The following is a 26,748-nucleotide window of genomic DNA, read 5'->3' as shown; positions in this document are numbered from 1 at the left end:
GATGACGTTGGGTGCCTGACACCCTGCGTAGCTTTCGGGTTCATCGCGAGCGGGCTCGCTCCTACAGGGTTTGTAGCGCGGGTCAGAACGACGACTGGATCTTGATACCGCCGATCAGCGCGTCATCCACCTCGTTCACGCCACCGGGATGGCGGATGTACTGCAGGTTCGGGCGCACGGTCAGCCAGTTGGTCAGGTGCACGCCGTAATAGAGTTCGGCGCTGTACTCGGTGTGTTGCGGTGGCAGGTAGGCCGGGTTGTCGTAATCGAACACCGCGCGGGCCTGGTTGCTGGCTGCGGCATTCTTGCGATAGGCCGGGTTGACGTGGACGCGAGCCATGGCAAAGCCGATGTCATCCTTGGCGCGGGCATCGAACAGGCCTTTGTAGACCAGGCCGGCCTGCACGTAGTTGTCGATCGCGTTGGTCTTCTTGTCGTGCATCGTGCCGTTGGCAAACAGGCTCAGACCGCGCGAGTTATCGCTGGCGACGCTGGTCACCTGTTGCTGGACGCCCAGCCACACCCCGTGTTTGCTCGAAGCGCTGCGATAGGCGTCGCCGCTGAGGGCTGCAGGCTGGCCGTGGCTGTCCTTGTACACGTCGTTGGCCTTGGCGCTGCTGTAGTAGTAACCGGCGCGGTATTCGCCCGGCAGGCCGTTGAGTGTCGGTGTCCACACCAGTTCCACCGGCACCACGGTGCCCTGGGTGCCGCTGCCGCTGAGCTTGAAGCCGTTGTCCTTGTCGAGGTTGGACGGGTTCTGTTCGTAGGCGCCGATCTGCGCGTAGAGCTCAGGCGTCAGGTGATATTTAACCCGCAGCGCCCACTGGCTGACCGGCCAGTTGTACCAGATGGACCCAGCCCAGTTGCCGACCTGGGAGCCGCAGAACGCCAGGTTCTGGAAGTCGCAGGGGAAGCTGTTGAAGTCTTCGCCCTGGCCGAAGCGACCGGCCTTGATGTCGAGCTTCTGGTCGAGGAACTTCTGCTGGTACCACATCTGCGTCAGGCGAGTGGTCTGGCCCCGGCCCCAGACTTCCTGGGCCGAAGTGAAACCGCCGACGCGCGGGTCGTTGATCCGGTCGTTACTGATGTTGTTGCCGCTGCGCTTGGTGATCGTCAGTTGAAACTCGGCGTCGTCCCAGCCGAGGATCTTTTGCAGGTCCAGGTGAGTGCCCAGGCCAAACTGGTCGCTGTAGCGCGCAGTGCGATCATGGTCGTAGCCACCGTGCAAGTTGCTGCCCATTTCCCCGGTGTAGTCGAGCTTGAAGTCGTAGCCCTTGGCGGCGAGTTCACTGCGTGTGCCGTTCCAGTCGCCGAGCATCCAGGGCGAGTTGCTGTCGAAGGCCGGTGCCGCCTGGATACCGCTCGCCAGGCCAAGCGCGGTGGTGCCGGCGATCAGGCTCAGGGTCTTTCGGCGGGCTGCTGAGACAGCGCTGTCTCGGAAAATCTGCAAGTAAGGCATAAAGAAGAACTTCAGGGTCTTTTTCTAATGGAATGAACTGCGCGGGCAGGGCATGCAGTGTCTGGCGGAAGCGTTTCAGCTTGAGGGTGCGAAGGATAATGATCTGTTACAAATAGAGAAAGGGCTTTTCTCGACAAGCTGACTTTCGAAATCGGTAACAGTCGTGGAGTGTCCGGCGGTGGCCTACATTGAGTGAATTGCGCACAGAATCCTTCCACCCGTGGAGTCGCTCGGCTAAGGTGCGCGCCTTTCATTCATTCTTCGTCCAAAGGCCCGGCATGACCGAACACAATACCGACCCGCTGCACGGCGTGACGCTGGAACAGATCCTCAACGCGCTGGTGCAGCACTACGAATGGTCGGGGCTGGCCGAACGCATCGACATCCGTTGCTTCAAGAGCGACCCGAGCATCAAGTCGAGCCTGACCTTCCTGCGCAAGACTCCCTGGGCGCGCGAGAAAGTCGAACGGCTCTACGTCAAATTGATGCGTACCAAGCGGCCGGTCTGAGGTGTGTTGACGCGACTTTCACTTATTGAGCACCGCTGCGTCCAACTCGCGGCGGTGCTCGGCTGGCTGGGCCTGAGCATTCAGCTGTACCTGGTGTTTTATGCGCGCTGGAGTGTCGACGCCAGCCTGTTGGGCGGGCTGGTGAGTTACTTCAGTTATTTCACGGTGCTGAGCAATACGCTGGTGGCGGCGGTGCTGACCTGCGCCGTGACCACCCGGCAATCGAAGGGGCGCAGTTGGTTGCTGCAACCGTGGGTCAGCAGTGGCGTTGCCGTGAGCATCGTCGTGGTCGGACTGGCCTACAACCTGCTGTTGCGCCACCTGTGGCACCCGCAAGGCTGGCAGTGGCTGGCGGATGTGTTGCTGCACGACGTCATGCCCGTGCTGTTCCTGCTCTATTGGTGGCGTTGCGTGCCCAAGGGCCAGCTGCGTCTGGGGCATGTCGGATTGTGGGTGATCTATCCGCTGGTGTACTTCGCTTACTCGCTGCTGCGCGGACATGTGCTGGCGGTGTATCCCTACCCGTTCATTGATGTGGAGAAGCTGGGCTATCTCCAGGTGTTCATCAATGCCGGGGGGATACTGCTGGGGTTTGTTGCCGTGGCGCTGCTGTTGATCGGGGTCGACCGGCGTCGCTGAGCGCGCTTACTCTTCCGGCGAATCATCCAGGCGCCAGTAACCCGCAGCTTTGACGAACTGCTCATCCAGCCCGTGCTCATCGAGGAGCACCCGGCGAATCTGCCGCGACAACTTGCTCTCGGTGGCGACCCAGGCGTACAGGCTGCCGCCGGGCAGTTGTATCTGGCGGACGGTGGAAAGCAGGTGGTCCTTGCCAGCTTCACGCAGGACCCAGATCACGTTGATCTCGGCCGCGCTCTCCAGCACTTGCTGCTCCTTGCCGTTCTCCACCTCGACAATCACCAGCGCCCGGCGATTGGCCGGCAGCTCTTGCAGGCGTCGGGCAATGGCGGGCAAGGCGGTTTCGTCGCCGATCAGCAGATAGCTGTCGAAGATATCCGGCACCACCATCGAACCGCGCGGCCCGGCAATGTGCAGGAATTGGCCGGGCTGCGCCTGCTCGGCCCAGGTCGAGGCGGGGCCGTCGCCGTGCAGGACAAAATCGATGTCCAGTTCCAGGGTGTTCAGGTCATAGCGGCGCGGGGTGTAGTCGCGCATCGCCGGTTTCGGTCCCTGATCCTTGTTGGCGCCCGGTGCGAAGTGTTCCAGGGCGGCCAGTTCCTCGGCGTTTTGCGGGAACAGCAATTTCACATGATCGTCGCTGCCCAGGCTGATAAAGCCGGCCAGGTCCGGCCCGCCGACGGTGATCCGGCGCATGCGCGGGGTCAGGTCGACCACTCGCAGCACCTGCAGGCGGCGGCGTTTGATCTCGTGCATGACGCGGTGAATGGTCTGGGTGTTCAATTCAGTCATTGCGGGTTCTCCTGGGCAGGGGACGACAGCGGGCCGTCGACGATGGCCTTGGCGGTGTTGTTGAGCAGATCGCGCACTCGGAGGATTTCTTCCGGGCTCCAGCGACCGTGATGCATTTGCAGGGCGTGACGCAGGTTATGCACCGCCTCATGGATCTCGGCCGGGCGGTCGTGGCCGCGCAGGGAGCGCTTGCTGACGTCAATGCGCATACGCACGCCGTCCAGGGCAATCGCCTGTTCGCCCAGCGACTGGCGCCCGGCGTCGGTGATGGCGTAGCGTTTTTTTCCGCCGTCGGCATCGCCCAGGATCAGTTCGCTTTCTTCCAGGAAGGTCAGGGTCGGGTAGATCACCCCGGGGCTGGGGCTATAGGCACCATCGAACATGCTTTCGATCTGGCGGATCAGGTCATAGCCGTGGCAGGGCTGTTCGGCGATCAACGCCAGCAACAGCAGTTTCAGGTCGCCAGGGGCGAATACCCGGGGCCCGCGGCCACCGCGTTCGCGGCCCGGGCCAGGGCGTTTTTCGAAGCCGTCGCGGCCGTCTGCGTGTTCGCGGTGGGAATGATGGTCTCTCATTTCAGTCTTCTCTCGTCGTGTTTAGACATAACTTAAGATATATCTTTTAGAAAATGCAAGCACCCCGGACCAACGGTGCAGGCGGCATGCAACCCCTCTGATCGACACGTCCAGCGAATCTGCCAGGCCCCCCTGTGCTCGCCTGGGTCGGGTTTGATCCTTCCCAGGGGGGCATTTGTTTATTGCGCTCGCCGGTGTTTTTAGTGCTAACGCTCTAATTAACTTGTTTGCCCCTTTCTTTATAAAGGTCTTGCTATTAGTCTTACGGAAGTTGCACTAATGGTTTCATCTGTGTGGTATTTTTCGATAATCTGTTTGTGGTTAATGCCTTACGGATGTTGATGTTAATGTTTGATTTTTATTGTTTTTTCTTTCAACTTTGATCGAACTATAGCTACGCCAAATACGGAACTTGCCTGCTTACTTTTAAAAATAAATGGTCGATGATTTGCTGGCTTTGAAAGTTGAGACAAAACGCCATCTCGGCGTCTGGCTGGTCACAGTCAGTTGTCGCTTTTACGGCATCGACCCTTTAAAAAAGACAGGTATTGAATGATGTTGAAGAAACTCGCGCTTACTGCTCCCCTGGCTGTTCTGGCCTTCAGTTCCTCCCTGGCATTTGCCGCCACCGAAGCCCGCCACTCCATCAGTCTGATTGCCCATGTCCCGGCCGATGATTTCTATGCTGTTCCGGTTGATTCGGATCTGGTCAACAAGGACCAGGACATGAGCTTCAACCCATCGACCGGTGCCATGCGTACCGTGGACGGTCACTTTGACGTTTTGCACACCGCAGGCAAGGTCAACGCCCGCCTGGAAGGTACGCCCATGCTGATCGGTGGCAGCAAGACCATTGCCCTGAAAGTCGAACTCAATGGCAAGCAACTGACCACCACTTCCCAGGAAGTGGTGGGTGCGGACGAGTCGAACATACGCTATCGCGCACCGTTCAAGATCTCGGCCGTCGGTGCCAAGCCAGAAGCAGGTGATTACACCGGCATCGTCACGATGGTGGTCGAGCCTTCTGTGTAAGCACAACCCTGGCTCTTAATCGCTTACTGCTCTCAGTAACGAACCGGCCGGCAAACATTTCTGTTTGTCGGTCGGGCATCGACTTCTTTGCAATCAGAGTATTTGTTCATGTTCCCGATGACGCCCATCGCGACGGCGCTTGCGCTGCTGCTTTGTAGCAGTGCATTTGCGGCGCCCGCTTCCGTTGATACCACGCCGCGAAGTTTGCTGGCCCAGGCCAAAGGCTTGCCGGCGGAATTCGAGGAGCATTTTTTTGATGTGCCATTGGCGGTGCGGGTTGAACTCGATCAACAACCGCTGGGCGAGGCGATGATTGTGTTGTCCCGCGATGACCGAGTGACCTTGCTCGATTTCACCGACACCAGCGAAAGCCGTTTTGGTGCCGGTGAGCGTGACACCTGGGCCGATATCCTGAAGTCCGGTGTGGCGCTGGGCGCCTGCACGGGCCAATGCCCGGAGCAGATGCTGGCGGTGCACTACAACCTGGAAAATTCTTTGCTGTCGATCGTCACCGAAAATGCCGAGCGCGATAGCCAAGTCAAACATTTCTACGATCAGCCCGAAGGCGGCAGCAGCGGGTTGATGGTACGTAACCAGCTCAATCTCAACGGCGGCCAGGATCAAGACCTGGGCGGACGTTTTGGCCTGGAGGCCAGCGCCAGCCTGGGCAACTGGAGCCAGGCATTCAACATGCAATTGGCGCGTCTGGGCGGCCCGGACGACAAGACCTACCACTCCGTGCATGAGCTTTACACCCAGCGCGAACTGCAGGGCAGTTTTGTCCGCCTGGGCTACTTCACTCCCAGTTCCGAAGGCCTGACACGGGAGCCGCGCTCCTTCGGTACCAGCCCCGACACCGCGGTGGGCGTGATGTTTGGCAGCTCCGACAGCCTGGCGATCGACAGCCCCAAGCCCAGCGTTTACCCGGTGTATGTCACGGCCAACCGCCAGGCATCCGTCGAGATCTATCGCGAGGGCCTGCTGATCAACACACAGTCGGTACCGGCCGGTTTGCAGACCCTCGACACTCGTCCGCTGCCAGGGGGCATCTACGAGGTGGAGGTGCGCTTGATCGAAGACGGGCAAATCACCTCGACCACCCAGGAACTGATCTACAAGCCCAACAACTGGCGCAACCACGAGGAGCGCTGGCGTTACAACGTGTTTGCCGGGCAGGAAAGCAAACTGCTGAGCAACTGGGATGAACAGGACAGCGGTGATCTCACCGCGGGCGCATCGATCAACTACCTGCTGCACCCGCGGTTGATTCTCGGGCTTTCGGCCCGTCAGGTGCAGGAAAAGCTGCAGTACGGCAGCTCCATCGATTGGAGCCTGGGCGATAGCACCAGTCTCTACGCCAACCTCTACCAGACCGAAGATCACGGCACCGGTGCTGACCTGCAAGGGCTGTACAACTACGGCTCTGGCAGCCTGGTGATCAGCCACAACCGTAGTTGGCTCGACACCACCAACACTTACGAAACCCTGCCCGACGGCACTCGCGTGCGCCAACGCAACGTGTTTACCGGCGAGGCCAGCAACTCATCGCTGGCGCTCAATCATCGGGTCAGTCGTAAAAACTCGCTCAATGCGCGGGTCTCCCACAGCGAGGGGAACGTTGAAGGCGTGGGGGTCGACCTGGGCTGGACGCAACGCACCCAACTGTTTGGCAGCGATGCCAACTGGCGGTTGTCGCTGTTCGATCGCCCCGGCAGCTATAGCAGCGGTGACGCGCGTAATCGTGGGGTCGACCTGAGTGTCAACATGGCGCTCGGTGGGCCGGGGCAGCAGATATCCGGCAGCATCGGCAGCCGCACGGCCCGTGATGGCAACCGCGACAACAATGCGTCCTTCGGCTACCGCAAAGACCTGCAGGACCACGTGTTACAGAGCGTCTCGGTGACTGCGCTCACCGATACCTATGGCGTCGGCTTGTCGAGCCTGGCGAGCTTCAGCTCCGACGTCGTCAACGGCGACGGGTTTATCCAACGCTCATCGTTCAGCGAAAAATTCACCGGTGGCGTGAACCTCGACAGCACCCTGGTGGTGGGGGCGCAACGCATGGCCCTGACCAGCCAGCATCAAGGGCGGGGCGCCGGGATGATCGTCGACGTCGAGTCAGATATCGACGGGATCGCCCTGCGTGCCGATGACCTCAGCGGCGGCAGTGCGGCGCTGCGTCCCGGACGCAATTTCATTCCGCTGACCGCCTACAAAAACAGTTCGGTGAGCTTCGACTTCGAGGGCACGGATGTACCGGCGGCGAGTATCGAGCCGGCGCGCAGCCGTTATCACCTGAACAAGGGGGGCGTGGAGTACCGCAAGGTGCGGGTGATGAAAACCCTGACCGTGCTCGGACGTCTGCTCGATCCGCAGGGGCGACCGCTCAAGGGCCACCACGTGATCAACCACGCCAGCCGTGGCGTCAGTGAGGTCGATGGCTTCTTCTCGATGGAAATGAACGCTGGCTCACCGACCCTGGAGGTGCGGTATGCCGACCAGTTGCTCTGCCAGTTCCGCCTCGATATCGACAAACACCGCAGTGAAAACAACGTGCTGATGATCGGTGATTTGCGCTGTTCGCCGGACACCCTGGCGGATGCCACCCACAACGCAGAGACCGCTGGCTGAATGGCCCGCCGTTTAATCTGGTTATCGGAGCTCAGGCTTGTATGAACATCTCGCGTTGTTTCGTTTCTCGCACTGGCCATTGGTGGGCCGGGGCCTTGCTTGCGTGTGCTATCGCCAGCCCGGTCGAGGCCCATGTGTCAACGATCACGGCGTTGTTCAAGCCGGATTCTGCGCATCCGCACCTCAACAAATTCACCAACACCACGCCACCCAGCGGGTACTGCGAAACTCATGTGCAACAGTGCGCAGACGACTTGTTCAGTTTGCAGTTGCCGATCCAACTCCGTTCACGTGGGCCGATCCTGGCCAATCATCCGTCCCAGCGGCAAGGGGCGATGTTAAAAGTACCGTCGGATTGGCGTGGCCTGTCAGTGATAAACCAAGATACCGGCGACTCTCAAAGGGTCCAGATACGCATCGCTGGAATTGGCACGCGCGTGGTCACCGATGATGTGATGGAACTGGTGGGCGGCGCCGAGAATTACCAGATTGCCCACAATCGTTTATGGGGCTCGAGCTGGGTGTATCCACCACAGCCTTGCGACTACACCGGCAGTGGTTTCTACAACACCAACTACTACGAGTTTTTCTGGCGAACACCGACGCTCGGGGCCTGTGCAAAACAGGCGAAATTCAACGTCCCGTGGTTGCGCTTCGATTACCTGGATTTCGCCTATGAGCTTAAAACCCCGGACCCGTTGCAGATGTCCTCGGGGCACTACACCGGATCGCTGACGTACACCATCGGTCCCAACGGCGATTTCGATTTCGGCGATGTGTTGATCCCGAGCGACTCGGCGTTGACCCTGAACTTCAACCTCGAGGTGCAACACACCCTCAAGGTCGACATCCCGCCCGGTGGCGAAAAGGTTCGGTTGGTTCCGGCCGGTGGCTGGCAGAGCTGGTTGCAGGCGGGGCGCAAACCAGTGCGCCTGTTCCGCGACCAGACCTTCCATATCTCGGCGTCCTCGCGTTTCAAGATGTATTACGAATGTCAGGCCTGGACCACTTTCGATTGCACGATCAAGGACGCGCTCGGCAGGCGACAGGTGGAGTTGCAGGTTTTCGTCAGCTTGCCCAATGGCTTGACCGACGAGTCCGGCCAGCCGGTCAGGCATCGGCGCCTGAAGGCCGGGCCTGAGGGTGCGCAAATTTTCCAACCAGGTTTTTACGTGGACAGGGCGCCAGGTGTCCTGCACTTCGAGGTACCCAAGGAGGAGGTGGAGTGGATGCTTCAGCAACCCAACGTGGCGAGCCCGTACACCGGCAGTGTCACCGTGATCTGGGATTCGGAAATCTGATGGGCCGCCCAAGGCTGGGCCGCGCCTGTGTTGTGTTCACTGTCATGAGGTTCAAGGGTATGAAACGTTTGTGGTTGCTGTTGGGTTTGAGCGGGATCTCTCTGGCGGTTCAGGCCGGCCCGCAGATCAACGTCGGAACGGTGTACGACTATCTGGACAGCGACAAGAGCACTTACCTCAAGCGCGTTTACAACAGCGGCGACAGCACGGCGTTCGTCAAGGTCAACATCCTCGAAATCGTCTACGACGCCGATGGCAGTCACCGCGAAGTACCGGTCGAGCCGCAAACCGATGGCAGTAGCCGCAATGGCTTGATGGCCAGTCCTGCGCGTCTGATCGTCCCTGCCAACGGCATGCAGGGCACCCGCCTGCTGCTCATGGGAGACCGTGACACCGAGCGCTATTTTCGTGTGCGCTTCGTGCCCGTAGTTCCGGAGAAGGAAGACGAGTTCGCCGTCTCGAGTGAAGAGCGCGACGCCTACAAGGAGAACCTCTCGGCGGGGGTCAACGTGATGACCGGGTTTGGCACGGTGTTTTTTGTCCGCCCCAAAAACAGTCGGTTCGACAGCGTGATCGATGACAGCGCCGGGGTTTATCGAGTGCGCAATAACGGCAATACCGTGGTGGTGATCGATGAGTTTCGCAACTGCTCTCAGAAGAACGAAACCGAGTGCGAGCCGACCACCAAGCATCACGTCCTGGCGGGCAAGTCGTTCGAGTTCGAGAAGAAACCCGGTCGGGAATACCGCTTCAACCTGATCGAGGGCGCCGACAAAAAGGCGTTGCGCGTTGCCAGCCAGTAACACCGCCTACGGCGAGTCGCGCGGGAAGACTCGCCGCTTTTTCTCACGCAACAGGTAACTGACATGATCAAGCAATCGGCCATCGCCCTCTGTGTGGGCGTGATGACGTGTGCCCAGGTTTTCGCGGCACGGGAGGAGCGCACGTTCGAGGTGTGGGTAGATATTCCGACCCTGGGCTTTTACGTGATACCGGCCGAGACGAACTGGATTCATCTGCAACAAAGCCTGCCGTGGAACATCAACACGTCGCGGCTCGAAGGGCTGCGCAAGAATTTCGAGGTCAAGCACGACACCAGTGCGATTGAGGCGCGGCTTGAGGCCGAGCCCTATCTGTCCAACGGACGTGAAGAGCAGAACATCTACTTGCGGGTCAGCTTCAACGGTCGGGAGCTGAGCCACGATGCGACGCCCCGCGAAGTGGTGTCGGCGGCGCAGGCCATGGCCGGCGGGCGCTTTCCTCTGGAAATCCAGCCGAAGGTGCCGGCCGCTGGCTATAAGCCGGGCACTTACTACGGAACGGTCCTGCTGATTTTCAGCGCCGCCGCGCCCTGATCGCAGTTCTGCAGGGATAAAAAAAACGTGAGTGCGAGTGAATATCGACCCACCCAGGGAACCGGGCGGGGTTATCGGAGATGGGTGCAGATGAGCGCTAAAGATTTTTTGTGTTCAACGAAGTTTTCCTGGTTTTGGCGTCTTTTGATGGTGTGGGGGCTGATTCCCCAGGCCTTGGCGCAGGACGTTTCCATCACGGCGTTGTTCAAGCCTGATTCGGCTCATCCACATCTCAACCAATTCAAGAACACCACGCCACTCAGTGGGTATTGCCAGCAATATCCGGGGCAATGTGTTGAAAACCAGACGTTCAGCCTGCAAGTGCCCATTCAGTTCAACTCCAGTCGAGCGATTGCGGCCAACCATGCGTCGCCGCGCCAGGGCGCAACCTTCAAGGTGCCGGCGCAATGGCGTGATCTGACGGTTCGTCATGAGTCTGGAGCGGTGGAGACGGTACAAATGCGCATTACCGGCGTGGGCTCCAGGTACGTGACAGAGGACGTGATGGAGTTGGTCGGAGGGGCCGACGATTACAGGCTTGCGCACAACCTCCTCTGGGGATCGAGCTGGGTAAACACCCCGACGCCATGTGTTTATAGTGGGGTGGGTTACTACGCTACCAACTACTACGGTTTTTTCTGGAAAACCCCGGTGGTGGCCGCGTGTAACAAACAGGCGAAATTCACTGTGCCGTGGCTGCGTTACGACTTTCTGGACTTTTCCTATGAGCTGGTCACGCCGAATCCGTTGGGCATGCTGGCCGGTCATTACACGGGCTCGTTGACCTATACCGTCGGCCCCAACGGCGACTTCGACTTTGGCGATGTCATGTTGCCGAGCAGTCCGGTGTTGGCCATGAACTTCAATCTCGAGGTGCAACATACGCTCAAGGTCGATATCCCGCCCGGAGGTGAAAAGGTCGAGTTGGTCCCGGCCGGTGGCTGGCAGAGCTGGTTGCAGGCGGGGCGCAAACCGGCGCGATTGTTCCGTGACCAGACCTTCAATATCTCGGCCTCCTCGCGTTTCAAGATGTACATGGAATGTGAGTGGTGGGGCACTGTATACGATTGCCTGCTCGATGACCGGGTCTCCAAGCGAGGTGTGGAACTACAACTCTATGTCACCCTGCCCAATGGTCTGACGGACATGAGCGGGCAACCCGTGAGGCACCGACGGCTGCGCGCGGGCGAGGCCAATGCGCTGTATTTGCAGCCGGGTTTCTACGTCGACCGGGCGCCGGGCACCCTGCATTTCGAAGTGCCGCAACGGCAGATGGAATTCATGTTGGCGCCGGGTGCCGGTCCCATCTACAAGGGCAAGGTCACCGTGATCTGGGATTCGGAAATCTGAGGTCCGCACATCCAGCACCCTAGGTGTCTGACGCTCACGGCTGTGCTTTTACTGGCCGGCGCGACTCATGGCTGTGCGGGTCAAGCGTCTCGACAGTTCCTTCTCGGCGTCGCCCAGGTCGACCAGTAATCGGTCGAAAACCGCATCGCTGAACGGCTCATCGGCAAAAACTACCGTGTCCGGTGCCGGCAGGTCGTTCATCAGTTCCCGAAGCTGGCTGCGCAATGCGCCGCGCTGGATTTCAGTGTTCGACTCGACCCATTGGCGCTGTGTATCGCGCAAGGTGTCGAGTTGATCCGACAGGCGCTGGTAGCGACTTTTATTGGTGTCCATTTGGCTGGCATAGCGCTGGTTCAAATGGGTTTGCCAGAAGTCCTGTTCGAGCATTCGATCGACCAGGCCATCACCTTCGCCCAGGCTGAGCACCGTGTCATAGGCCTGATCGATCATTGCGTCGGTGACACCGGACACCGGCCGAAACAGCATGCCCTTCGATTGCCAGGGCAAGTCGAGGCGCTCTGCCAACCCGGTCTGATAGGCCAAGTAGACCTCGACCTCGTCCGGGTTGCCGCCACGGCTGGCGACATCGGCACGGGCAACGTCGTTGACCTGTTCCAGCCGGGCCGCGCCTTTGGCCAGGGTCACCAGTTTCTGTTCCAGTTGCGCCGGGTCGGTGGTATACGCATGGGCCTCGTAGGCGAGCACGTGGATGCCCATGTGATTGAACAACTGCGCCCCGGCATCAGCGCAATCCACCGGCGCGATGGCCATGGTGAACAGCTTTTCGCGCAGCGACGTGTCGACGTAGACCGCATCGAGCATGCGCCAGACACGCTGCACCAGTTTATCTCGGGCCTGGCCACCGGCTTTGTAGTCGGCAGAGAGCCGGGTATCGAGCAGCACTTTCAGGAAACGCTTGGCCTGGGGCTCATCGACCAGCTCCGCCCACAGATTGGCCCGCTCGACGCCCCAGCCGGGTACATCGTTCCAGTGGCGCGCGCTGTAGTCGGAGTTGACCACCCAGTCGGCCAGGCTGTTGGAGGGCACTATGGGTTCCGGGGGCAGTTGCACCGAACGACGGATCGCCTGATAGCGAACCTGGTTTAACTCCGACAGGTTGCCGACATCCAGCCGGGTACGCGCCACGACCCAGGCCTGGGCTGAGCCGGGAACCACATCGGGAATCAGGCTGATCGGGTTATCTCTAAGATCCAGCAGAAAAGCGCGGGGCCGGGTTTTGCTCAGCGTACCTTCAGGCCAGGCGGTAGTGACCGTGTCCCGCAACCCTACGACCTTCAGCCGGGGCATGCGTGAGATGTCGACAACCCTGCCCAAGGGGTTCTCATCCAGGCGCAGGATTTCCAGGTAGGTCAGTTGTTTCAGTTGCTCGACGGCACGGGTGTCCAGCACGATCTCATTGTCACTCAAGCGTAGGCGTTCGAGCCGGTGCATGGCACCGAGGTGTTCCGGCAGGCTCGTCAGGAAGCATCGGTTGGCGCTGAGTTCACGCAGGTTGGGGAAGTCTTTCAGCAAGCCGTTGGCTTTGGCGGAAAAACGGGTGTTGTCGAGTTTCAGAATCGTGACCTTGTTCAGAAATGGTTTTAGCTGCGTTCGTTCGGGCCACTGGGAACTCAAATTCAGGGGCAACAGAAATTGATCTTGTGATAGGTCCAGTGCATAGCTGTGCGGATCGATACGGCTGCCCAGCTCAGTGTTTTTTCGTTCGAAACAAGCGAGTAATCCGCGGGCAATGTGTTGTCGAATGCCGCGTAAAGGAATCGGATTGTCGACATCCAGACCGGCGGACTGCAGCTGCCAGAGATCGATCAGGTTGCGTAGTTGGTTGAGATCGTTTTCCTGCTCTTGCAGCAGCCTCATCGGCTCACCCTGTTCAATCAGGGCACTGGCAAACGTATCGACCTCGGCATCATTAAAGTGCGGATAAAGATCATGAATGCGCTCATGCACGGTTTGGCCGTCCCTGCTAAGCCCTCCGCCCCGCACCAACAGCATCGTTTCAAGTTCGGCCACCGGTCGAATCGGCGGGTCGGCAAGCACGGTCCGGCGTTCGCTGGGCGCTGCCGACTTGAGCATGACCCATTGCCTGAACTGTTCCGCGTCACCCGATGTGTAGCCCAGGGCAGTGCGTCCATTCTCTTGCGTGGCCTGCAGAACGGCTTCGAAAAAGTCATCCGCTTCATGGATCGGCTGATCCTCGCCATCACGCACCTGATACTGCCCGGCCTCGTCGCGAATCAGTACTCGCACCCGGGTGGCGTCATCGGGGCCGACGCTGTAACGCAGCTCGCCATCGAATGTTCCCTGACGAATTTCCAGACGCAGGTCGCCGAAGGTATCGGTGTTGAAGCGCAAGGTGCCCAGCACCAGGCGCTCGGTGTCGGGCGTGATTGATGCGCTCGGGTACAAACCCTGGGCCGCTCGTACCGTTTGCGTTTCGAATTGCAGCTCTCGTGCCTGGGTCCTCAGGCGCAGCGGCAGGCGGTTTTCTTGTGTGATCCGCTGAAGTTCCGTGGCGCTGGCACGCGCATGGATTTGCTCTGCAACAGTCGCCGGCAGCTCGGGGAACTCGCTGAACAGTGGCGCAATCTCTGGGGATATCGCAGCGGGTGCAATGGGCGGTGAAGCCAGGCGTTGCAGGGTATCGGTCAGTAGAGGTGGTGGCGGGGCGTTTTCAACGTGCACCCTGCGCAGCACGCCTTCATCGGTGCCGCTGATCTGGCGAACTTGCTCCAGTTGTTCATCATTGAAAGTATCGGTAATGTGGCCGAGGCGGCGCATCAGGGTCGAGCCTTCCCACTCGCGTGGGTTCTCCGTTTCGCTGACCCAGGCGCCCTGGCCGTTGTGGCGCAGGGTTGGCGCGTAGGCATCGGCGCGGCGGGGGTGACGAATGCGCTGCTGACCGGTGACCGGGTCTTCCAGCACTTCGAAGTGTTGCTCGTTCAGGCGCAAGATGCGCCGGCCCTGATGCTGGTGAATGCCCTGGTCATCAGGCCGGGCGTCCGAGGGCAAATCCACGTCGGTGCGTTGATAAGGACTGAGGTCAGGGTTCCACAAGCGCGTCTCACCGTTGGCCAACTGCACCGGTTTCAGGCCTTCGAAGAATGGCGAGAGCTTCGCCCGTGCGACGTTGCCCAGCGTGGCACCGGCTGCGAATGCCCCAAGCTGTACAACGCTTTCCAACACACCAATGGCCTGCTCGCCAGCCTCGGCCAGGTGGCCTTCAGCCAGATCAACCACACCCTCGACCACGCCATCGGTCAGTTGATAGGCGGTGTAGGCCAGCATCAACTCGCCGAGAAACGGCACAAAGGGTGTGACCACCAACAACGCGACGTTGAGGATGTCCGAGAGGATTTTTTCCAGGTTGTCCCACCAGGCCCAACGCGCCATGCGGTCGACGTATGAGGTGGAAATGGCAATTTCCCGGGCATCGTTGAGGATTTTGTTGAGTGTCTGCTGGTAGCAGTAGCGCCACAGATCGCCATTGAATGCACCTCTGCGATCATCTTCCAGGCGGGTTACGCTGAACTGCAGGTCCGGATTGTCCACCGCCGTTTCGCGCCAGCTGGGGAGATTGGAGCCCGGGGCGGCGGGGTGCCAGGTCACCTTGCTCAAGCGCTCATTCAGCCGGGAAAAAAAGTGCCCCCGTTGTTCGTGCGCCACGAACTGGCTGAAGAACTGTTGGTAGCTCTGGGTCAGTGGCGAGCCGGTCGAGGCGGGTGTTTGTGGTGCCCGGCTGTCTCGCAGTTGGCGAGTCAGCTCGGTCATGAACTCGATCGACGAGGCGTACTCCTTGAGTGGGTGTTCCGGGTCGTGGGGTATGTAGGCAATCAAGCGCTCGGGCGCAGCGCTGGTCGATGCCCCACAAACCATCAGGATAATTCCGGTCAGGGAGGTATCCATCATTGCCAGGTTGCAGTACCTGACGGGTCTGTCGTTCCACTTCAGGTTTTTGCGCTTGTCGAGGGCGCCTTGTACAACCTCATAAGCACTTTGGCTGATGTCTTTTTTCATCAGGGCCAAGTGAGCGGCGGCACTCAGCGCGCTCTTCTGGCTGAGGATGATCTTGTGTTGCAGGGTGCTGCTGGCCACGCTGTCCGAGGGCAGTAACACGGCCTTCAAGTGTTGTTGATACTGGGCACCAATATCCAGTTCACGGCACAGTAACTTGAACTGCTCAATGCTGATCTTGTGTTTAAGGGGCTTTATCAGGAAGTGCCCGCGCGCATCGGGTTGGGTGATGAACTCGGAGTCAGAGGTGAAGTTTTCGCTGGTTGCGAAGTTATGCAGTGCCGCGTCCAGCAGGGAAATCGTGCGGCTGGTGACTGCCGATGCGAAATCATGGGTCCACCAGGAAGTGGTCGCCGGGGCATAGAGTCGCAACCAGGTTTGCTTGACGTTGACCTCGACACCGTAGCGATCCTTAAGGGCTTTTTGCAGCAGCGGTTCGGCAAAGGCGTAGACGTCCTGCAGACCGTTGAGTGCCTGGTCGACACCATTCTGGGTGGTCCAGTGGTCCTTGATTGCACCTTGCAAGCGCAGGTGCGCGGAAGCCGGGGCTGCCTTGTTCCATTGGGGGATACGCAGTGGAACACTTTTTAGTTCGTTGACTCGGGCAGGGGACGTCTCTTTCAACCAGGCCGGAATGGCCTTTTTAATAAAGTCGTGGTGCCTGCTGTTGTTATTCAAGGCGAGTGAAGTCAGGCCTGGCGCGAGTGGCGTCGGCGGAATAATGGGCATGTGTTTGTCCGATTGCTGAATGTTGAGGCAACAGATTAAGTAAAGGGATAGGTGAAAAAAAGTTCAAATACAGACTGGGTTTTTGCCAGTCTGTTAGTTGATACATTTAATATTAAAGAGTGAAAAACATATAGTTACCGACACTTGAGTGCCGTTCGATTTCTGGTTATCTCGCCTCGGGAGCCTGGCACAAAGTGTGGGTGCCCGGTTGCAGGTAGGGCGTAAGAATCGGTGCCATGCCCTTGAGGACCTGGACCGGCAACGCCGAGGTGAATTTGAAGTTTTCCGCCGAGCGTCCGGGCACAAAGGCGGTCAGGGTGCCGAAGTGGTGTTCGCCAATGTAGAACACGAAGGTCGCCGTGCGGTTGAGTGATTTGGAACTGAGAATCCGCCCACCGGAACCGATGGCTTCGATGCGGTTGTCGCCGGTACCGGTCTTGCCGCCCATGGCCAGCGGGGTGCCGTCGGCCAGTTTGAAACTGCCGGCGACCCGTTTCGCGGTGCCGGCGTCCACCACTTGCGAGAGGGCTTCGCGCAGGGCGGTGGCGACCTCGGACGGCATCACCCGTTTGCCGACGTCGGGGTCGTTGGTCAGGTGGGTTTCGTACGGGGTGTCAGCGGCGAAGTGTAGGCTGTCGATACGCAGTGTCGGCATGCGTACGCCGTCGTTGAGTATGGTCCCGATCAATTCTGCAAGCGCGGCAGGGCGGTCGCCGGAACTGCCGATGGCGGTCGCCAGGGAGGGCACCAGGTGATCGAACGGATAGCCGACTTTCTGCCAGCGCTGGTGAATGTCGAGGAAGGCTTCGATTTCCAGCATGGTGCGGATACGACTGTCGCGGGCGCTCTTGTGTCGACTCTTGAACAACCAGCTGTAGACCTCCTGACGCTCGAACACACTGGCTTTGACGATGTCGCTGAAGGTGGCGTCGGGGTGCTTGAGCAGGTAACCGATCAGCCACAGATCGAGGGGGTGGACCTTGGCGATAAAGCCCTGGTCGGGCAGATCATAGGCGCCCGGGCCATAGTTGGCGTACAGACGCTCGAGACGTTCGTCGGTGAGTTTGTCTTTGTCCTTGAGGGTCTTGAGGTGCGAACGCACGAACGCATTGAAGCTCTCCTGCGGCGCTTCAGGCAACAGGTAACGGTGCACGGCAGCGAGGCGCATGGCGGTCGGGTGCATGCTGTCGAGGAAGGTGTCGAGCCGGGCCTGGGTATCTTTTTTCTGGTACTTCTTCCAGAACTTCAGCAGGAATGAGGTGCCTTCACGGTCGGCGAATTGCGCCAGGTATTCCTGGCGACGCGGATTGATGTCGTCCTTGAGCAGTTGCCCGCTGTTGTCCGGACCGGAGTAGGTGGTGTAACGCACGAGGTCGCGCATCAGACGGATAAAGGGCAGGTTGATCGACTCGCGCAGCGAATCGCGCAGGGTCGGCAGGCGGCCGTTATCTTCCTTGCGGAAGTTGTGGAAGGTATGCAGGCCGCCGCCGGTGAAAAACGCCTCGCCGGGGCTGGCCGAGTATTTTCGATCCAGCGCCGCGCCGAGCATTTTGCTCAGGCTGCGGTCGTTGTTCTGGATCAGGTAGTCGACGGCCCAGCGGCTCAGGCGGTCCTGGTCGGCGATCTCGACTTTTTTCAGTTCGGCGGGGGGCAGGTTGCCGTATTTGTCGTGCAGTTCAGCAATGATTTGCAAGTAGGTTGTCAGCACCCGCAGCTTGGCAGTGGAGCCCAGTTCGAGCTTGCTGCCTTCGTTGATGTCGAAGGGCTGGTCGGTGCTGTCGGTCTGCACCCGTACCCGCGAGCCATCGGCCGTCAGTTCGAGCAAGGTGAAGCTGTAGCGAACTTGTGCGGTGCTGGTGGGTGTCAGCAGGCGTTCTCCGATCAGCCCGATCTGGGAGGCGAAGGCCGGGTCGGCGAGGCGCTTGAGGTAGTCGCTGGCCTGGGTTTGCAGATCACCCTGCAAGGTGCTGGTGGCGGACAGGTCGAGGCGGTCGAGGTCGTAGAGTGGGCGATTGAGCATCGAGGCGAGGCGGCTGCGGGCGACGCTGATGCCTTTGTTGGTTTCAATCGGCTGGATGGTCGGTTGCTGCACCCAGTCGCGGTACGTGGCTTTGCTGGTCAATGCCGCAGCGGTCAGGGCCGGGCTGAGCACGGCATTCTGCGCCAGCAGGCGAATGTGGCTGTCAGTGAGGTCGGCCAGATCGTCACGGCCCTTGGTCAGGTAATAGGAAGGTCGCCGCTGGGCAATCATCAGCGACAACACCTGACGCAGGGCCAGGCCGCGTTGTGCCAGGCTTTGCGGATCGGTGGCCTCACTGGCCAGCGCCTGGTTGACCTGATTGAAGTCGGCGCCGTACCAGACGCGCAAGCCTTCGGCCATGCCGTGCACTTCACCGTGGCCCGGCACCGCCGACAGGGGCACGCTGTTGAGGTAATCGCGCACGATGTTTTGCCGGGCGCCGAGGGTTTGCGGTCCGTCCTGATAGGCGCGCACGCTGGCGGAAATCATCTGGCGGATTTTTTCGCCGCCCGACACGGTCAGGCCATCCGGGGAGTGCCGGTACTTCTCCAACTGCGTAGCCAGGGTGCTGCCGCCGGCGGTCTGCCCGGGCAGGTGCAGCATCTTCGCCACCTGCGACCAGGCCGCCTTGGCAAAGCGTGGCCAGTCTACGGCGGGGTTGGATTTCGGCTCTTTGGGGTCGAGCAGGTCGCGGTTCTCGATGAACAGCAAACTGTGGGTCACCAGTGGCGGGATCGAGGCGAAATCCGCGTACAGCTGTTGCGGATATTTGTATTGGTAGAGCGGGGCGGTGGTGCAGTCGGTAATCGACAGCCCGGCCTGGATCTTCTCGGCGTAGGGTACGAAAAATCCGTTCTCGCTGTACTCCAGCAGCTTGGGCGAGAAGCGGGTTTGCTCTGTGATGACGTAGTCGCGTTTGAGCAGGCGCGGAAGGAATTCACCCAAGGCACTGTAGCCCAGGCGTTTATCGAAAGGACCGGCACCGGGATAGAAAATCGAATCGCTGGGTCCAGGGTGCATCGAATAACTCAATGACGCGGCGAAGCGGCTGAACTCGCGGGCCTGGAAACGTGAGGTGCGGACTTCTTTTTCGATGGCGAATCCCAGCACGATCAGAATGATCACCAGCAATAGCCAGAATGACCGCCAGACAAAACGACCACGAGGCTTTTTTTTCGGTAGAGGCGCTTCGTCCACGCTTTCAGTTGGCACCACAGGTTTACTCGAATCGGTTTGCCACAGAGCGCCCATAGTCGATTGATCCATTCACGCAGATTGATCGGACTTGCCTGAAGCTTAGACGCTGGTGGCGCGGGGTGAAAAATTTGTAACGGCAGAATTTTCGACCGGCTCCTCGTCAAACCCTCATGGAAGCCTCATCCCAGAGCGGTCCAGCGGGTAAATACGGCCTAGGTAGGGGCATGACGCTCGCACTGGGCTGTGCAATACTCCGCGCCGTTTGGCAGCTTGAAAAACGATGAAACACAGTAAATACCGCTCTGCAGGAACGGAATTTTCCGAGAGTTCTTTCTGAATTTCGTCGTTTATAGAGTGAAAATAACTGCAACAAGCTTTTTATACTGCGCCCCCCGCTGATCTTGCAGGTTTTGTCCTACAGGACGGTTCTACCCACGAAGTGGATCCGGTTTTAGCAAGCCCAGGCTTATCGGTCTGGGCTTTGACACTCGGTGGTCATATCCAATAACAAGACGAGGTTGTACCCCTATGCCAGTCGGCAATCACCAGCCCCACGGCGAGACCGCTCAAGGCGGCCCGCTCAAACGCGAACTCGGCGAACGGCATATTCGCTTGATGGCGCTTGGCGCCTGTATCGGTGTCGGTCTGTTCCTCGGTTCGGCCAAGGCCATCGAAATGGCCGGCCCGGCAATCATGCTCTCCTACATCATCGGCGGTCTGGCGATCCTGGTGATCATGCGCGCCCTCGGTGAGATGGCCGTGCACAACCCGGTGGCGGGCTCGTTCAGCCGTTACGCGCAAGACTACCTGGGCCCATTGGCGGGTTTTCTAACCGGCTGGAACTACTGGTTCCTGTGGCTGGTGACCTGCGTGGCGGAAATTACCGCGGTGGCGGTGTACATGGGCATCTGGTTCCCCGATGTGCCGCGCTGGATCTGGGCGCTCGCTGCGCTGATCAGCATGGGCTCGATCAACCTGATCGCGGTCAAGGCGTTCGGTGAGTTCGAGTTCTGGTTCGCCCTGATCAAGATTGTCACCATCGTCGCCATGGTCGTGGGCGGTATCGGGGTGATTGCCTTTGGCTTCGGCAACGACGGCGTGGCCCTGGGCATTTCCAACCTGTGGACCCATGGCGGCTTCATGCCCAATGGCGTGCAAGGCGTGCTGATGTCCCTGCAGATGGTGATGTTCGCCTACCTGGGCGTAGAGATGATCGGCCTGACCGCCGGTGAAGCGAAGAACCCGCAGAAGACCATCCCCGATGCGATCGGCTCGGTCTTCTGGCGGATTCTGCTGTTCTACGTGGGTGCGCTGTTCGTGATCCTGTCGATCTACCCATGGAACGAAATCGGCACCCAGGGCAGCCCGTTCGTGATGACCTTCGAGCGCCTGGGCATCAAGACCGCCGCCGGCATCATCAACTTCGTGGTGATCACCGCGGCGCTGTCGTCCTGCAACGGCGGCATCTTCAGCACCGGGCGCATGCTCTACAGCCTGGCGCAGAACGGTCAGGCCCCGGCCGGGTTTGCCAAGACTTCGAGCAACGGCGTGCCGCGTCGTGCTTTGCTGCTGTCGATCGGCGCGCTGCTGCTGGGCGTGCTGCTGAACTACCTGGTACCGGAAAAAGTCTTCGTCTGGGTCACTGCCATCGCCACCTTCGGCGCCATCTGGACCTGGGTCATGATCCTGTTGGCTCAACTGAAATTCCGCCAGGGCCTGAGCGCCTCTGAGCGTGCGGCGCTGAAGTACCGCATGTGGCTGTACCCGATCAGCTCCTACCTGGCGCTGGCGTTCCTGGTACTGGTGGTGGGCCTGATGGCGTACTTCCCTGAGACCCGCATCGCGCTGTACGTCGGCCCGGCGTTCCTGGTGCTGCTGACCGTGCTGTTCTATGCCTTCAAGCTGCATCCGACCAGTGTGTCCCAAGCCACAGTGCGTCAGACGGCGTAAGCCTGTCGCGCGGTAATAAAAAACCCCGGTCGAGATGATCGGGGTTTTTTTATGCCTCTCGGGGGGTTGATACCGCTGGTCCGAAAGGCATTCGCACCTGTGATTTCTGACAGTAGACACGCTCAATATCTTTAGCGAGGGTGGGCCTTGTGCAAGCGGGGGTGTCGCCATGGGACAGGTGTGGAAAGGTTTTTCCAGCTACACGGTAATTGGCGTCGCCAATACCCTCATTCACTGGCAGGTTTTTTTCCTGCTCAGTGTCGCGCTCGATTGGCGCCAGGCACGCAGCAATCTCATCGCCTTCTGCGTTGCCGCCTCGTTTTCCTTCTACATGAATGCGCTATACACCTTCGACCACAAGCTGTCGGTGGGCGGTTACCTGCTGTTCATGGCGGCGATGGGCGCATTGAGCTACGGCGTCGGCCATCTGGGTGATCTGTGGCGCTTGCATGGGTTGCTGACGGTGGCGCTGTTTTCGGCGCTGAGCCTGGTGCTGGGTTTCTTCATTTCCAAATACGTGGTGTTTCGCGAGCGTGCCGCATGAAGATCTCGCTGGTGGTTCCGGTGTTCAACGAAGAACAGACCATCGCGCTGTTCTATCACGCTGTGCGTCGCGAGTTGCAGTTGGATGATGCCGAGGTGGAGATCGTCTTTATCAACGACGGCAGCGTCGACGGCACCGCGCAACAGATTGCGGCCCTGGCGCAGGTCGATGACCAGGTAGTGGCGATCAATTTCTCGCGCAACTTCGGCAAGGAGCCGGCGCTGTTCGCCGGCCTCGAGTACGCCACGGGCGACGCGGTGATCCCGATGGATGTCGACCTGCAGGACCCGATCAACGTCATCCCGCAGTTGGTCGAAGCGTGGCACAAAGGCGCGGACGTGGTGTTGGCCAAGCGTCGGGATCGAGCCAGTGACGGCTATCTGAAACGCCACAGTGCCAGCCTGTTCTATCAGTTATTGAATCGGATTTCCTACACCCGCATCGAGGAAAACGTCGGCGACTTTCGGTTGATGGACCGCAAGGTAGTGGACGTGATTCGCACCTTGCCCGAGCACCAGCTATTCATGAAAGGCGTGCTGTCCTGGGCAGGGTTCAACACGGTGGTGGTGGAGTACCAGCGCGCCCCACGAGTGGCCGGCAGCAGCAAGTTCAACGGCTGGAAACTGTGGAACCTGGCGCTGGAAGGGGTGACCTCCTTCAGCACCGTCCCGCTGCGCCTGTGGAGCTACGTCGGCGGGGCGATCTCGATTTTTGCCGTGCTCTACGCGGTGTACATGGTGCTGGACAAGATTTTCTTCGGCAACAGCGTGCCCGGCTACCCGTCGTTGATGACCGCGATTCTGTTTCTCGGCGGGGTGCAGTTGATCGGCATCGGCATCCTCGGCGAGTACATCGGACGCATCTATATCGAGGCCAAGCATCGGCCGCGGTATGTGGTCAAGGACATCGTCAGGCGCAGCTCTGAAACGACTGAAAAGGCTGTGCTGCAACGGATTGTATGAACGCAGGGACAGGCGAGGCGGGTGTCGTGATGATCGAGCGCTGGACGCTGCATCGCATGGGGGTGATCGGGCTGGTTGGCCTGGCATTGCTCGCCAGGTTCCATGGGATTACCGAGCCGGTGATCTGGTACGACGAAGGCTTCAGCCTGCTGTTGAGCCAGCGTTCGCCCGCGCTGATCTGGACCACCACGGCGGGCGATGTGCATCCGCCGTTGTACTACGTGGTCTTGCACTACTGGACGGCGCTATTGGGCCGCAGCGTGCTGTCGGTACGCAGCCTGAGCGCGCTCGCCGATGTCGGAACGCTGCTGTTGTGCATCAAGCTGATGAGCTTGCTGGTCAGTCGGCGTGCCGCACTGATCGCAGGCGTGTTGTTCGCACTGCTGCCGCTTGCCGTGCGCTACAGCCAGGAAGTGCGCATGTACACGTTGCTCGGCCTGTGGCTGATGGCGGCCACGGTCGTGTTGGTGTGTTGGGGGCGACAGCCGTACTCCAGACGTTATCCATTGTTGTATGTGCTGCTGATGGCAGCGGCCTTTTACACCCACTACTTTGCCGCGCTGTGTGTGCTGGTGCATTGGCTGTATTGGTCTGGGCTGGGCAGTGGCGAACCGGTGTTGCTGCCGGTGCGCAGATGGTTGTTGGTCAATGTGGCGATTGTCTTGCTTTATATGCCTTGGTTGCCGAACTTTGTTGAGCAGGCGCGGACAATGAAGGGGCTGGAGTGGATCCCGCCGATGACGTGGCAGACGTTGCCAGATTTCATCAGCCAAAGCACGGTAATGACAACGCCCGCCGAAGGCGGATGGTGGGGCGGATTGATCGTATCGGCGTTGATGATTGTCTGCGCTGTCCGGGTATTGACTGATCGGCGTATTGATCGGCGTTCGGCGCTGCTGCTGGTCGCTTATTTTTTCGTGCCGGTTGTTGTGGTGTTCCTGCTGTCATGGGCGGTGCCGATTTTCATCCCCAGATACCTGGTGTTTGCCGCCGTCGGCCTGCCGATGCTGGTTGCCATCACTCTGGATCGAATCGCTGCACGCTGGCCTATCGCTGCGCTGTTGTGCCTGTGTCTATTCGCAGCCGCACAGTGGAGTGGACTGCAGCGCGTGTATGCGCAACAGGACGGACTGAACGGCACCCTACCGCGCAAAATGGTCAGGCTGGACAGTATTGCCGAGGGGATAAGGCGCGAGTTTCAGGCGGGAGATGAAATCGTCATAGATGACTTGTTCTGGTATTTGCCGTTCAGTTATTACAACGACACCGGGATTCAGCCACGGCTTTATGTGTCCAGGTTGCCCAGCGGAAAGCCCAGCGGGCCGCTCGCCTATGGCGGCTGGTTGGTCATTCCTCAGCGCCTGGACTGGATTTTTTTCAGCGATGTCTCGGCATTGGAGCCCGTTGCGAAAAGAGTCTGGTGGGTGGCCCACAAGAATCCAAGGATATATACCGTGACATTCCCCAAAGGCTGGAAACAGACGCAGACAATCGATGGCGGTGACATCGAGGCGCGGCTGTTTATTCCGAACGCTGAGCGCTGAATCCATCCATCAACACCACCACACCTTCTCGCGCCTGATGCCGATTGATCTGCGGCACCAACCGCCGGAAGTGCTCGGTCTGGCAATGTGCATCGAGCGCCGCCTGGTCCGGCCATTGTTCGATGAAGATGAAATGCCCCGGGTCGCGCTGGTCGACAAACAGATCGTAGGCGATGCACGCGGGTTCCTGGCGGGTTTTCTCCACCAGTTCGGCGTACCACGGGCGCACGGTCTCGATGTGTTCGGGTTGGATGAAGTCTTCGGCGATGACTTTGAGCATGGGTCTTCCTTGATGTTGAAGCCCGTCGCCGGCGACGACGGGGCGTTGATGACGCGTCAGGCGGCGATGTCGTTGGGCTCGAAGCTATCAGCCCGGGCCATCTGCCACATCCGTGAGTAAAACTCGCCACTCACTTCACCGGTCAGCAACTCACCGGGCTTGAGGAACACGTGCAGTTGCGAGAACAGCTTGATCTCGGTGGCTGACATGCGCCGTACCAGGTGCTTTGCGGACAGTTGCGAAGGGTGTTCGAGGCCGGCGGCGGCAAGCATTTCCGCCAGCGCATTGAGGGTGCTGCGATGGAAGTTGTAGACCCGCTGGGCCTTGTCCGGCACCACCAGGGCGCGCTGGCGCAGGGTGTCCTGGGTGGCGACGCCGGTCGGGCATTTGTTGGTGTGGCAGGACTGCGACTGGATGCAGCCGATGGCAAACATGAAGCCACGCGCCGAGTTGGCCCAGTCGGCACCGATGGCCAGCACGCTGGCGATGTCGAACGCACTGACGATCTTGCCGCTGGCGCCGAGTTTGATCTTGTCTCGCAGGTTCAGGCCGACCAGGGTGTTGTGCACGAACAGCAGGCCTTCGCGCAACGGCACGCCGATGTGGTCGGTGAACTCCACGGGCGCGGCGCCGGTGCCGCCTTCCTTGCCGTCGACCACGATAAAGTCCGGCAGAATCCCGGTCTCCAACATGGCTTTGGCGATGCCCATGAACTCCCACGGGTGACCCAGGCAGAACTTGAAGCCCACCGGTTTGCCACCCGACAACTCACGCAGTTGCTGGATGAAGTGCATCATTTCGATCGGCGTGGAAAAGGCGCTGTGCCGCGACGGCGACACGCAGTCCTCACCCATCGGCACACCACGGGTGTCGGCGATCTCGCGGGTCACCTTATGCTTGGGCAGGATGCCGCCGTGGCCGGGTTTGGCGCCCTGGCTCATCTTGATTTCGATCATCCGCACTTGCGGGGTCTGCGCCTGGGCGGCGAAACGCTCTGGGTCGAAACGGCCCTCGGCGGTGCGGCAACCGAAGTAGCCGCTGCCCAGTTCCCAGGTCAGGTCGCCACCGTGCTCGCGGTGATAGGGGCTGATGCTGCCTTCGCCGGTGTCATGGGCGAAGTTGCCGAGTTTGGCGCCCTGGTTCAGCGCGCGAATGGCATTGGCACTCAGGGAGCCGAAGCTCATGGCCGAGATGTTGAACACTGACGCTGAATACGGCTGGCTGCACTGCGGACCGCCGACGATCACCCGGAAACTGTCCGGGTCGGTCAGCGGCGCCGGACGCATCGAATGGCCGATGAATTCGAAACCCGACTGGTAGACATCGATCAGGGTGCCGAAGGGTTTGTCAGCGCTTTCGTTTTTTGCCCGTGAGTAGACCAGCGAGCGCTGCGCCCGAGAGAAGGGCAGGGCATCGCTGTCGGACTCCAGCAGGTATTGGCGGATCTCCGGGCGAATACCTTCGACCAGATAGCGGATATTGCCCAGGATCGGATAATTGCGGCGCACCGCGTGGGGGCTTTGTAGCAGATCGAAAATGCCCAGCAGACTCAGCGCGCCGGTGACCAGGGTCAGCGGCCAGATCCAGTCGTACTCGAGAAAGGGCAGGCTGGCGAGGGTGAAGATTACACAGACAGCAAAGAAGGCGTAGCGGCTCAGGAGTGACAGGCTCATACGGGTTCCTTGGGTTCGGACTCGGTGGAGTGCAGCGCCAGTGAAGTGTCTGGGCACCCTGAGGATAGCGCTGCAAAGGGCATTCGGGCGTCGTGGGCCTGATGCCATCTAGCTCGACATACTGGCCCACCCGGTCCGCTGGGGCAATCCAGCGAAGGTGGCGCTGCTGTCACG

The 26,748-nt window shown here is 59.9% G+C and carries 19 protein-coding genes; 12 read left to right on the top strand and 7 right to left on the bottom strand.

The annotated features are described in order from the left end of the window. Positions 1–82: 82 nt before the first annotated feature. Positions 83–1,459, bottom strand: a complete 1,377-nt coding sequence (locus tag KW062_RS23795) for a carbohydrate porin (RefSeq protein ID WP_105753927.1) — start codon at positions 1,457–1,459, stop codon at positions 83–85. A 278-nt stretch (positions 1,460–1,737) separates the two neighbouring features. On the opposite strand from KW062_RS23795, the gene KW062_RS23790 reads away from it, so the two are divergent. Continuing rightward, positions 1,738–1,968 (top strand): VF530 family DNA-binding protein, encoded by a 231-nt coding sequence (locus KW062_RS23790; RefSeq protein ID WP_027619688.1) that lies wholly within the window; start codon positions 1,738–1,740, stop codon positions 1,966–1,968. 6 nt (positions 1,969–1,974) lie between these two features. Then, positions 1,975–2,607 carry a Pr6Pr family membrane protein gene (locus KW062_RS23785; protein ID WP_105753938.1) on the top strand — a complete coding sequence of 211 codons (633 nt, stop codon included), beginning with the start codon at positions 1,975–1,977 and terminating at the stop codon, positions 2,605–2,607. 6 nt (positions 2,608–2,613) lie between these two features. Here KW062_RS23785 and KW062_RS23780 read toward each other — a convergent pair whose 3' ends face one another. Continuing rightward, complete coding sequence (locus tag KW062_RS23780; protein ID WP_105753926.1) at positions 2,614–3,399, bottom strand: siderophore-interacting protein; 786 nt, start codon at positions 3,397–3,399, stop codon at positions 2,614–2,616. Next, positions 3,396–3,974 carry a PadR family transcriptional regulator gene (locus KW062_RS23775; protein WP_027619691.1) on the bottom strand — a complete coding sequence of 193 codons (579 nt, stop codon included), beginning with the start codon at positions 3,972–3,974 and terminating at the stop codon, positions 3,396–3,398. The genes KW062_RS23780 and KW062_RS23775 overlap by 4 nt, the downstream gene beginning before the upstream one ends. 555 nt (positions 3,975–4,529) lie before the next feature. On the opposite strand from KW062_RS23775, the gene KW062_RS23770 reads away from it, so the two are divergent. The 6 genes from KW062_RS23770 (at position 4,530) to KW062_RS23745 (ending at position 11,643) form a co-directional block, all read left to right on the top strand. Beyond that, positions 4,530–5,006 (top strand): CS1 type fimbrial major subunit, encoded by a 477-nt coding sequence (locus KW062_RS23770; RefSeq protein WP_027619692.1) that lies wholly within the window; start codon positions 4,530–4,532, stop codon positions 5,004–5,006. A gap of 108 nt (positions 5,007–5,114) precedes the next feature. Then, the gene (locus KW062_RS23765; protein WP_105753925.1) at positions 5,115–7,637 is read left to right on the top strand and encodes a CS1-pili formation C-terminal domain-containing protein; all 2,523 of its coding nucleotides are present in this window, start codon (positions 5,115–5,117) and stop codon (positions 7,635–7,637) included. A 437-nt stretch (positions 7,638–8,074) separates the two neighbouring features. Further along, complete coding sequence (locus tag KW062_RS23760; protein ID WP_327192012.1) at positions 8,075–8,938, top strand: hypothetical protein; 864 nt, start codon at positions 8,075–8,077, stop codon at positions 8,936–8,938. A gap of 59 nt (positions 8,939–8,997) precedes the next feature. Beyond that, the gene (locus KW062_RS23755; protein ID WP_105753924.1) at positions 8,998–9,741 is read left to right on the top strand and encodes a pilus assembly protein; all 744 of its coding nucleotides are present in this window, start codon (positions 8,998–9,000) and stop codon (positions 9,739–9,741) included. A 63-nt stretch (positions 9,742–9,804) separates the two neighbouring features. Beyond that, a complete protein-coding gene (locus KW062_RS23750; protein ID WP_027619695.1) occupies positions 9,805–10,293 on the top strand; it encodes a CS1 type fimbrial major subunit in 489 nt (162 codons plus the stop codon). Between the two features lie 147 nt (positions 10,294–10,440). Then, positions 10,441–11,643 carry a hypothetical protein gene (locus KW062_RS23745; RefSeq protein WP_256350837.1) on the top strand — a complete coding sequence of 401 codons (1,203 nt, stop codon included), beginning with the start codon at positions 10,441–10,443 and terminating at the stop codon, positions 11,641–11,643. A 48-nt stretch (positions 11,644–11,691) separates the two neighbouring features. Here KW062_RS23745 and KW062_RS23740 read toward each other — a convergent pair whose 3' ends face one another. Both KW062_RS23740 and KW062_RS23735 read right to left on the bottom strand, forming a co-directional pair. Further along, positions 11,692–16,404: an NEL-type E3 ubiquitin ligase domain-containing protein gene (locus tag KW062_RS23740; protein WP_105753922.1), complete on the bottom strand. Its 4,713-nt coding sequence runs from the start codon at positions 16,402–16,404 to the stop codon at positions 11,692–11,694. Positions 16,405–16,570: 166 nt separating this feature from the next. Continuing rightward, complete coding sequence (locus tag KW062_RS23735) at positions 16,571–19,675, bottom strand: transglycosylase domain-containing protein (RefSeq protein ID WP_105753921.1); 3,105 nt, start codon at positions 19,673–19,675, stop codon at positions 16,571–16,573. Positions 19,676–20,149: 474 nt separating this feature from the next. Here KW062_RS23735 and KW062_RS23730 point away from each other — a divergent pair, with 474 nt between their 5' ends. From KW062_RS23730 to KW062_RS23715, 4 genes are all read left to right on the top strand, one after another. Beyond that, a complete protein-coding gene (locus KW062_RS23730; protein ID WP_027619699.1) occupies positions 20,150–21,571 on the top strand; it encodes an amino acid permease in 1,422 nt (473 codons plus the stop codon). A 169-nt stretch (positions 21,572–21,740) separates the two neighbouring features. Then, a complete protein-coding gene (locus tag KW062_RS23725; protein WP_027619700.1) occupies positions 21,741–22,115 on the top strand; it encodes a GtrA family protein in 375 nt (124 codons plus the stop codon). After that, positions 22,112–23,077, top strand: coding sequence for a glycosyltransferase family 2 protein (locus KW062_RS23720; protein WP_051550562.1), 966 nt, complete (start codon positions 22,112–22,114; stop codon positions 23,075–23,077). Before KW062_RS23725 ends, KW062_RS23720 begins: the two co-directional genes overlap by 4 nt. After that, positions 23,074–24,621: a glycosyltransferase family 39 protein gene (locus tag KW062_RS23715; RefSeq protein WP_105753920.1), complete on the top strand. Its 1,548-nt coding sequence runs from the start codon at positions 23,074–23,076 to the stop codon at positions 24,619–24,621. The genes KW062_RS23720 and KW062_RS23715 overlap by 4 nt, the downstream gene beginning before the upstream one ends. Here KW062_RS23715 and KW062_RS23710 read toward each other — a convergent pair. Both KW062_RS23710 and KW062_RS23705 read right to left on the bottom strand, forming a co-directional pair. Continuing rightward, positions 24,599–24,901: a putative quinol monooxygenase gene (locus tag KW062_RS23710; protein WP_027619702.1), complete on the bottom strand. Its 303-nt coding sequence runs from the start codon at positions 24,899–24,901 to the stop codon at positions 24,599–24,601. The genes KW062_RS23715 and KW062_RS23710 overlap by 23 nt on opposite strands. Positions 24,902–24,957: 56 nt before the next feature. After that, complete coding sequence (locus tag KW062_RS23705; protein ID WP_105753919.1) at positions 24,958–26,574, bottom strand: FMN-binding glutamate synthase family protein; 1,617 nt, start codon at positions 26,572–26,574, stop codon at positions 24,958–24,960. Between the last annotated feature and the right edge of the window lie 174 nt (positions 26,575–26,748).

Origin of the sequence: Pseudomonas fluorescens (assembly GCF_019212185.1) — a bacterium.
Classification (GTDB): Bacteria; Pseudomonadota; Gammaproteobacteria; order Pseudomonadales; family Pseudomonadaceae; genus Aquipseudomonas.
The sequence above is the reverse complement of the archived record's forward strand: the minus strand, read 5'-3'. Positions and strand labels throughout refer to the sequence as shown.

Bases quoted from the DNA above. Each gene is read 5' to 3' on its own strand.
- KW062_RS23795 (WP_105753927.1), bottom strand. From the start codon at position 1,459: ATGCCTTACTTGCAGATTTTCCGAGACAGCGCTGTCTCAGCAGCCCGC.
- KW062_RS23790 (WP_027619688.1), top strand. From the start codon at position 1,738: ATGACCGAACACAATACCGACCCGCTGCACGGCGTGACGCTGGAACAG.
- KW062_RS23780 (WP_105753926.1), bottom strand. From the start codon at position 3,399: ATGACTGAATTGAACACCCAGACCATTCACCGCGTCATGCACGAGATC.
- KW062_RS23775 (WP_027619691.1), bottom strand. From the start codon at position 3,974: ATGAGAGACCATCATTCCCACCGCGAACACGCAGACGGCCGCGACGGC.
- KW062_RS23770 (WP_027619692.1), top strand. From the start codon at position 4,530: ATGTTGAAGAAACTCGCGCTTACTGCTCCCCTGGCTGTTCTGGCCTTC.
- KW062_RS23765 (WP_105753925.1), top strand. From the start codon at position 5,115: ATGTTCCCGATGACGCCCATCGCGACGGCGCTTGCGCTGCTGCTTTGT.
- KW062_RS23755 (WP_105753924.1), top strand. From the start codon at position 8,998: ATGAAACGTTTGTGGTTGCTGTTGGGTTTGAGCGGGATCTCTCTGGCG.
- KW062_RS23750 (WP_027619695.1), top strand. From the start codon at position 9,805: ATGATCAAGCAATCGGCCATCGCCCTCTGTGTGGGCGTGATGACGTGT.
- KW062_RS23745 (WP_256350837.1), top strand. From the start codon at position 10,441: ATGGTGTGGGGGCTGATTCCCCAGGCCTTGGCGCAGGACGTTTCCATC.
- KW062_RS23740 (WP_105753922.1), bottom strand. From the start codon at position 16,404: ATGCCCATTATTCCGCCGACGCCACTCGCGCCAGGCCTGACTTCACTC.
- KW062_RS23735 (WP_105753921.1), bottom strand. From the start codon at position 19,675: ATGGGCGCTCTGTGGCAAACCGATTCGAGTAAACCTGTGGTGCCAACT.
- KW062_RS23730 (WP_027619699.1), top strand. From the start codon at position 20,150: ATGCCAGTCGGCAATCACCAGCCCCACGGCGAGACCGCTCAAGGCGGC.
- KW062_RS23725 (WP_027619700.1), top strand. From the start codon at position 21,741: ATGGGACAGGTGTGGAAAGGTTTTTCCAGCTACACGGTAATTGGCGTC.
- KW062_RS23720 (WP_051550562.1), top strand. From the start codon at position 22,112: ATGAAGATCTCGCTGGTGGTTCCGGTGTTCAACGAAGAACAGACCATC.
- KW062_RS23715 (WP_105753920.1), top strand. From the start codon at position 23,074: ATGAACGCAGGGACAGGCGAGGCGGGTGTCGTGATGATCGAGCGCTGG.
- KW062_RS23710 (WP_027619702.1), bottom strand. From the start codon at position 24,901: ATGCTCAAAGTCATCGCCGAAGACTTCATCCAACCCGAACACATCGAG.
- KW062_RS23705 (WP_105753919.1), bottom strand. From the start codon at position 26,574: ATGAGCCTGTCACTCCTGAGCCGCTACGCCTTCTTTGCTGTCTGTGTA.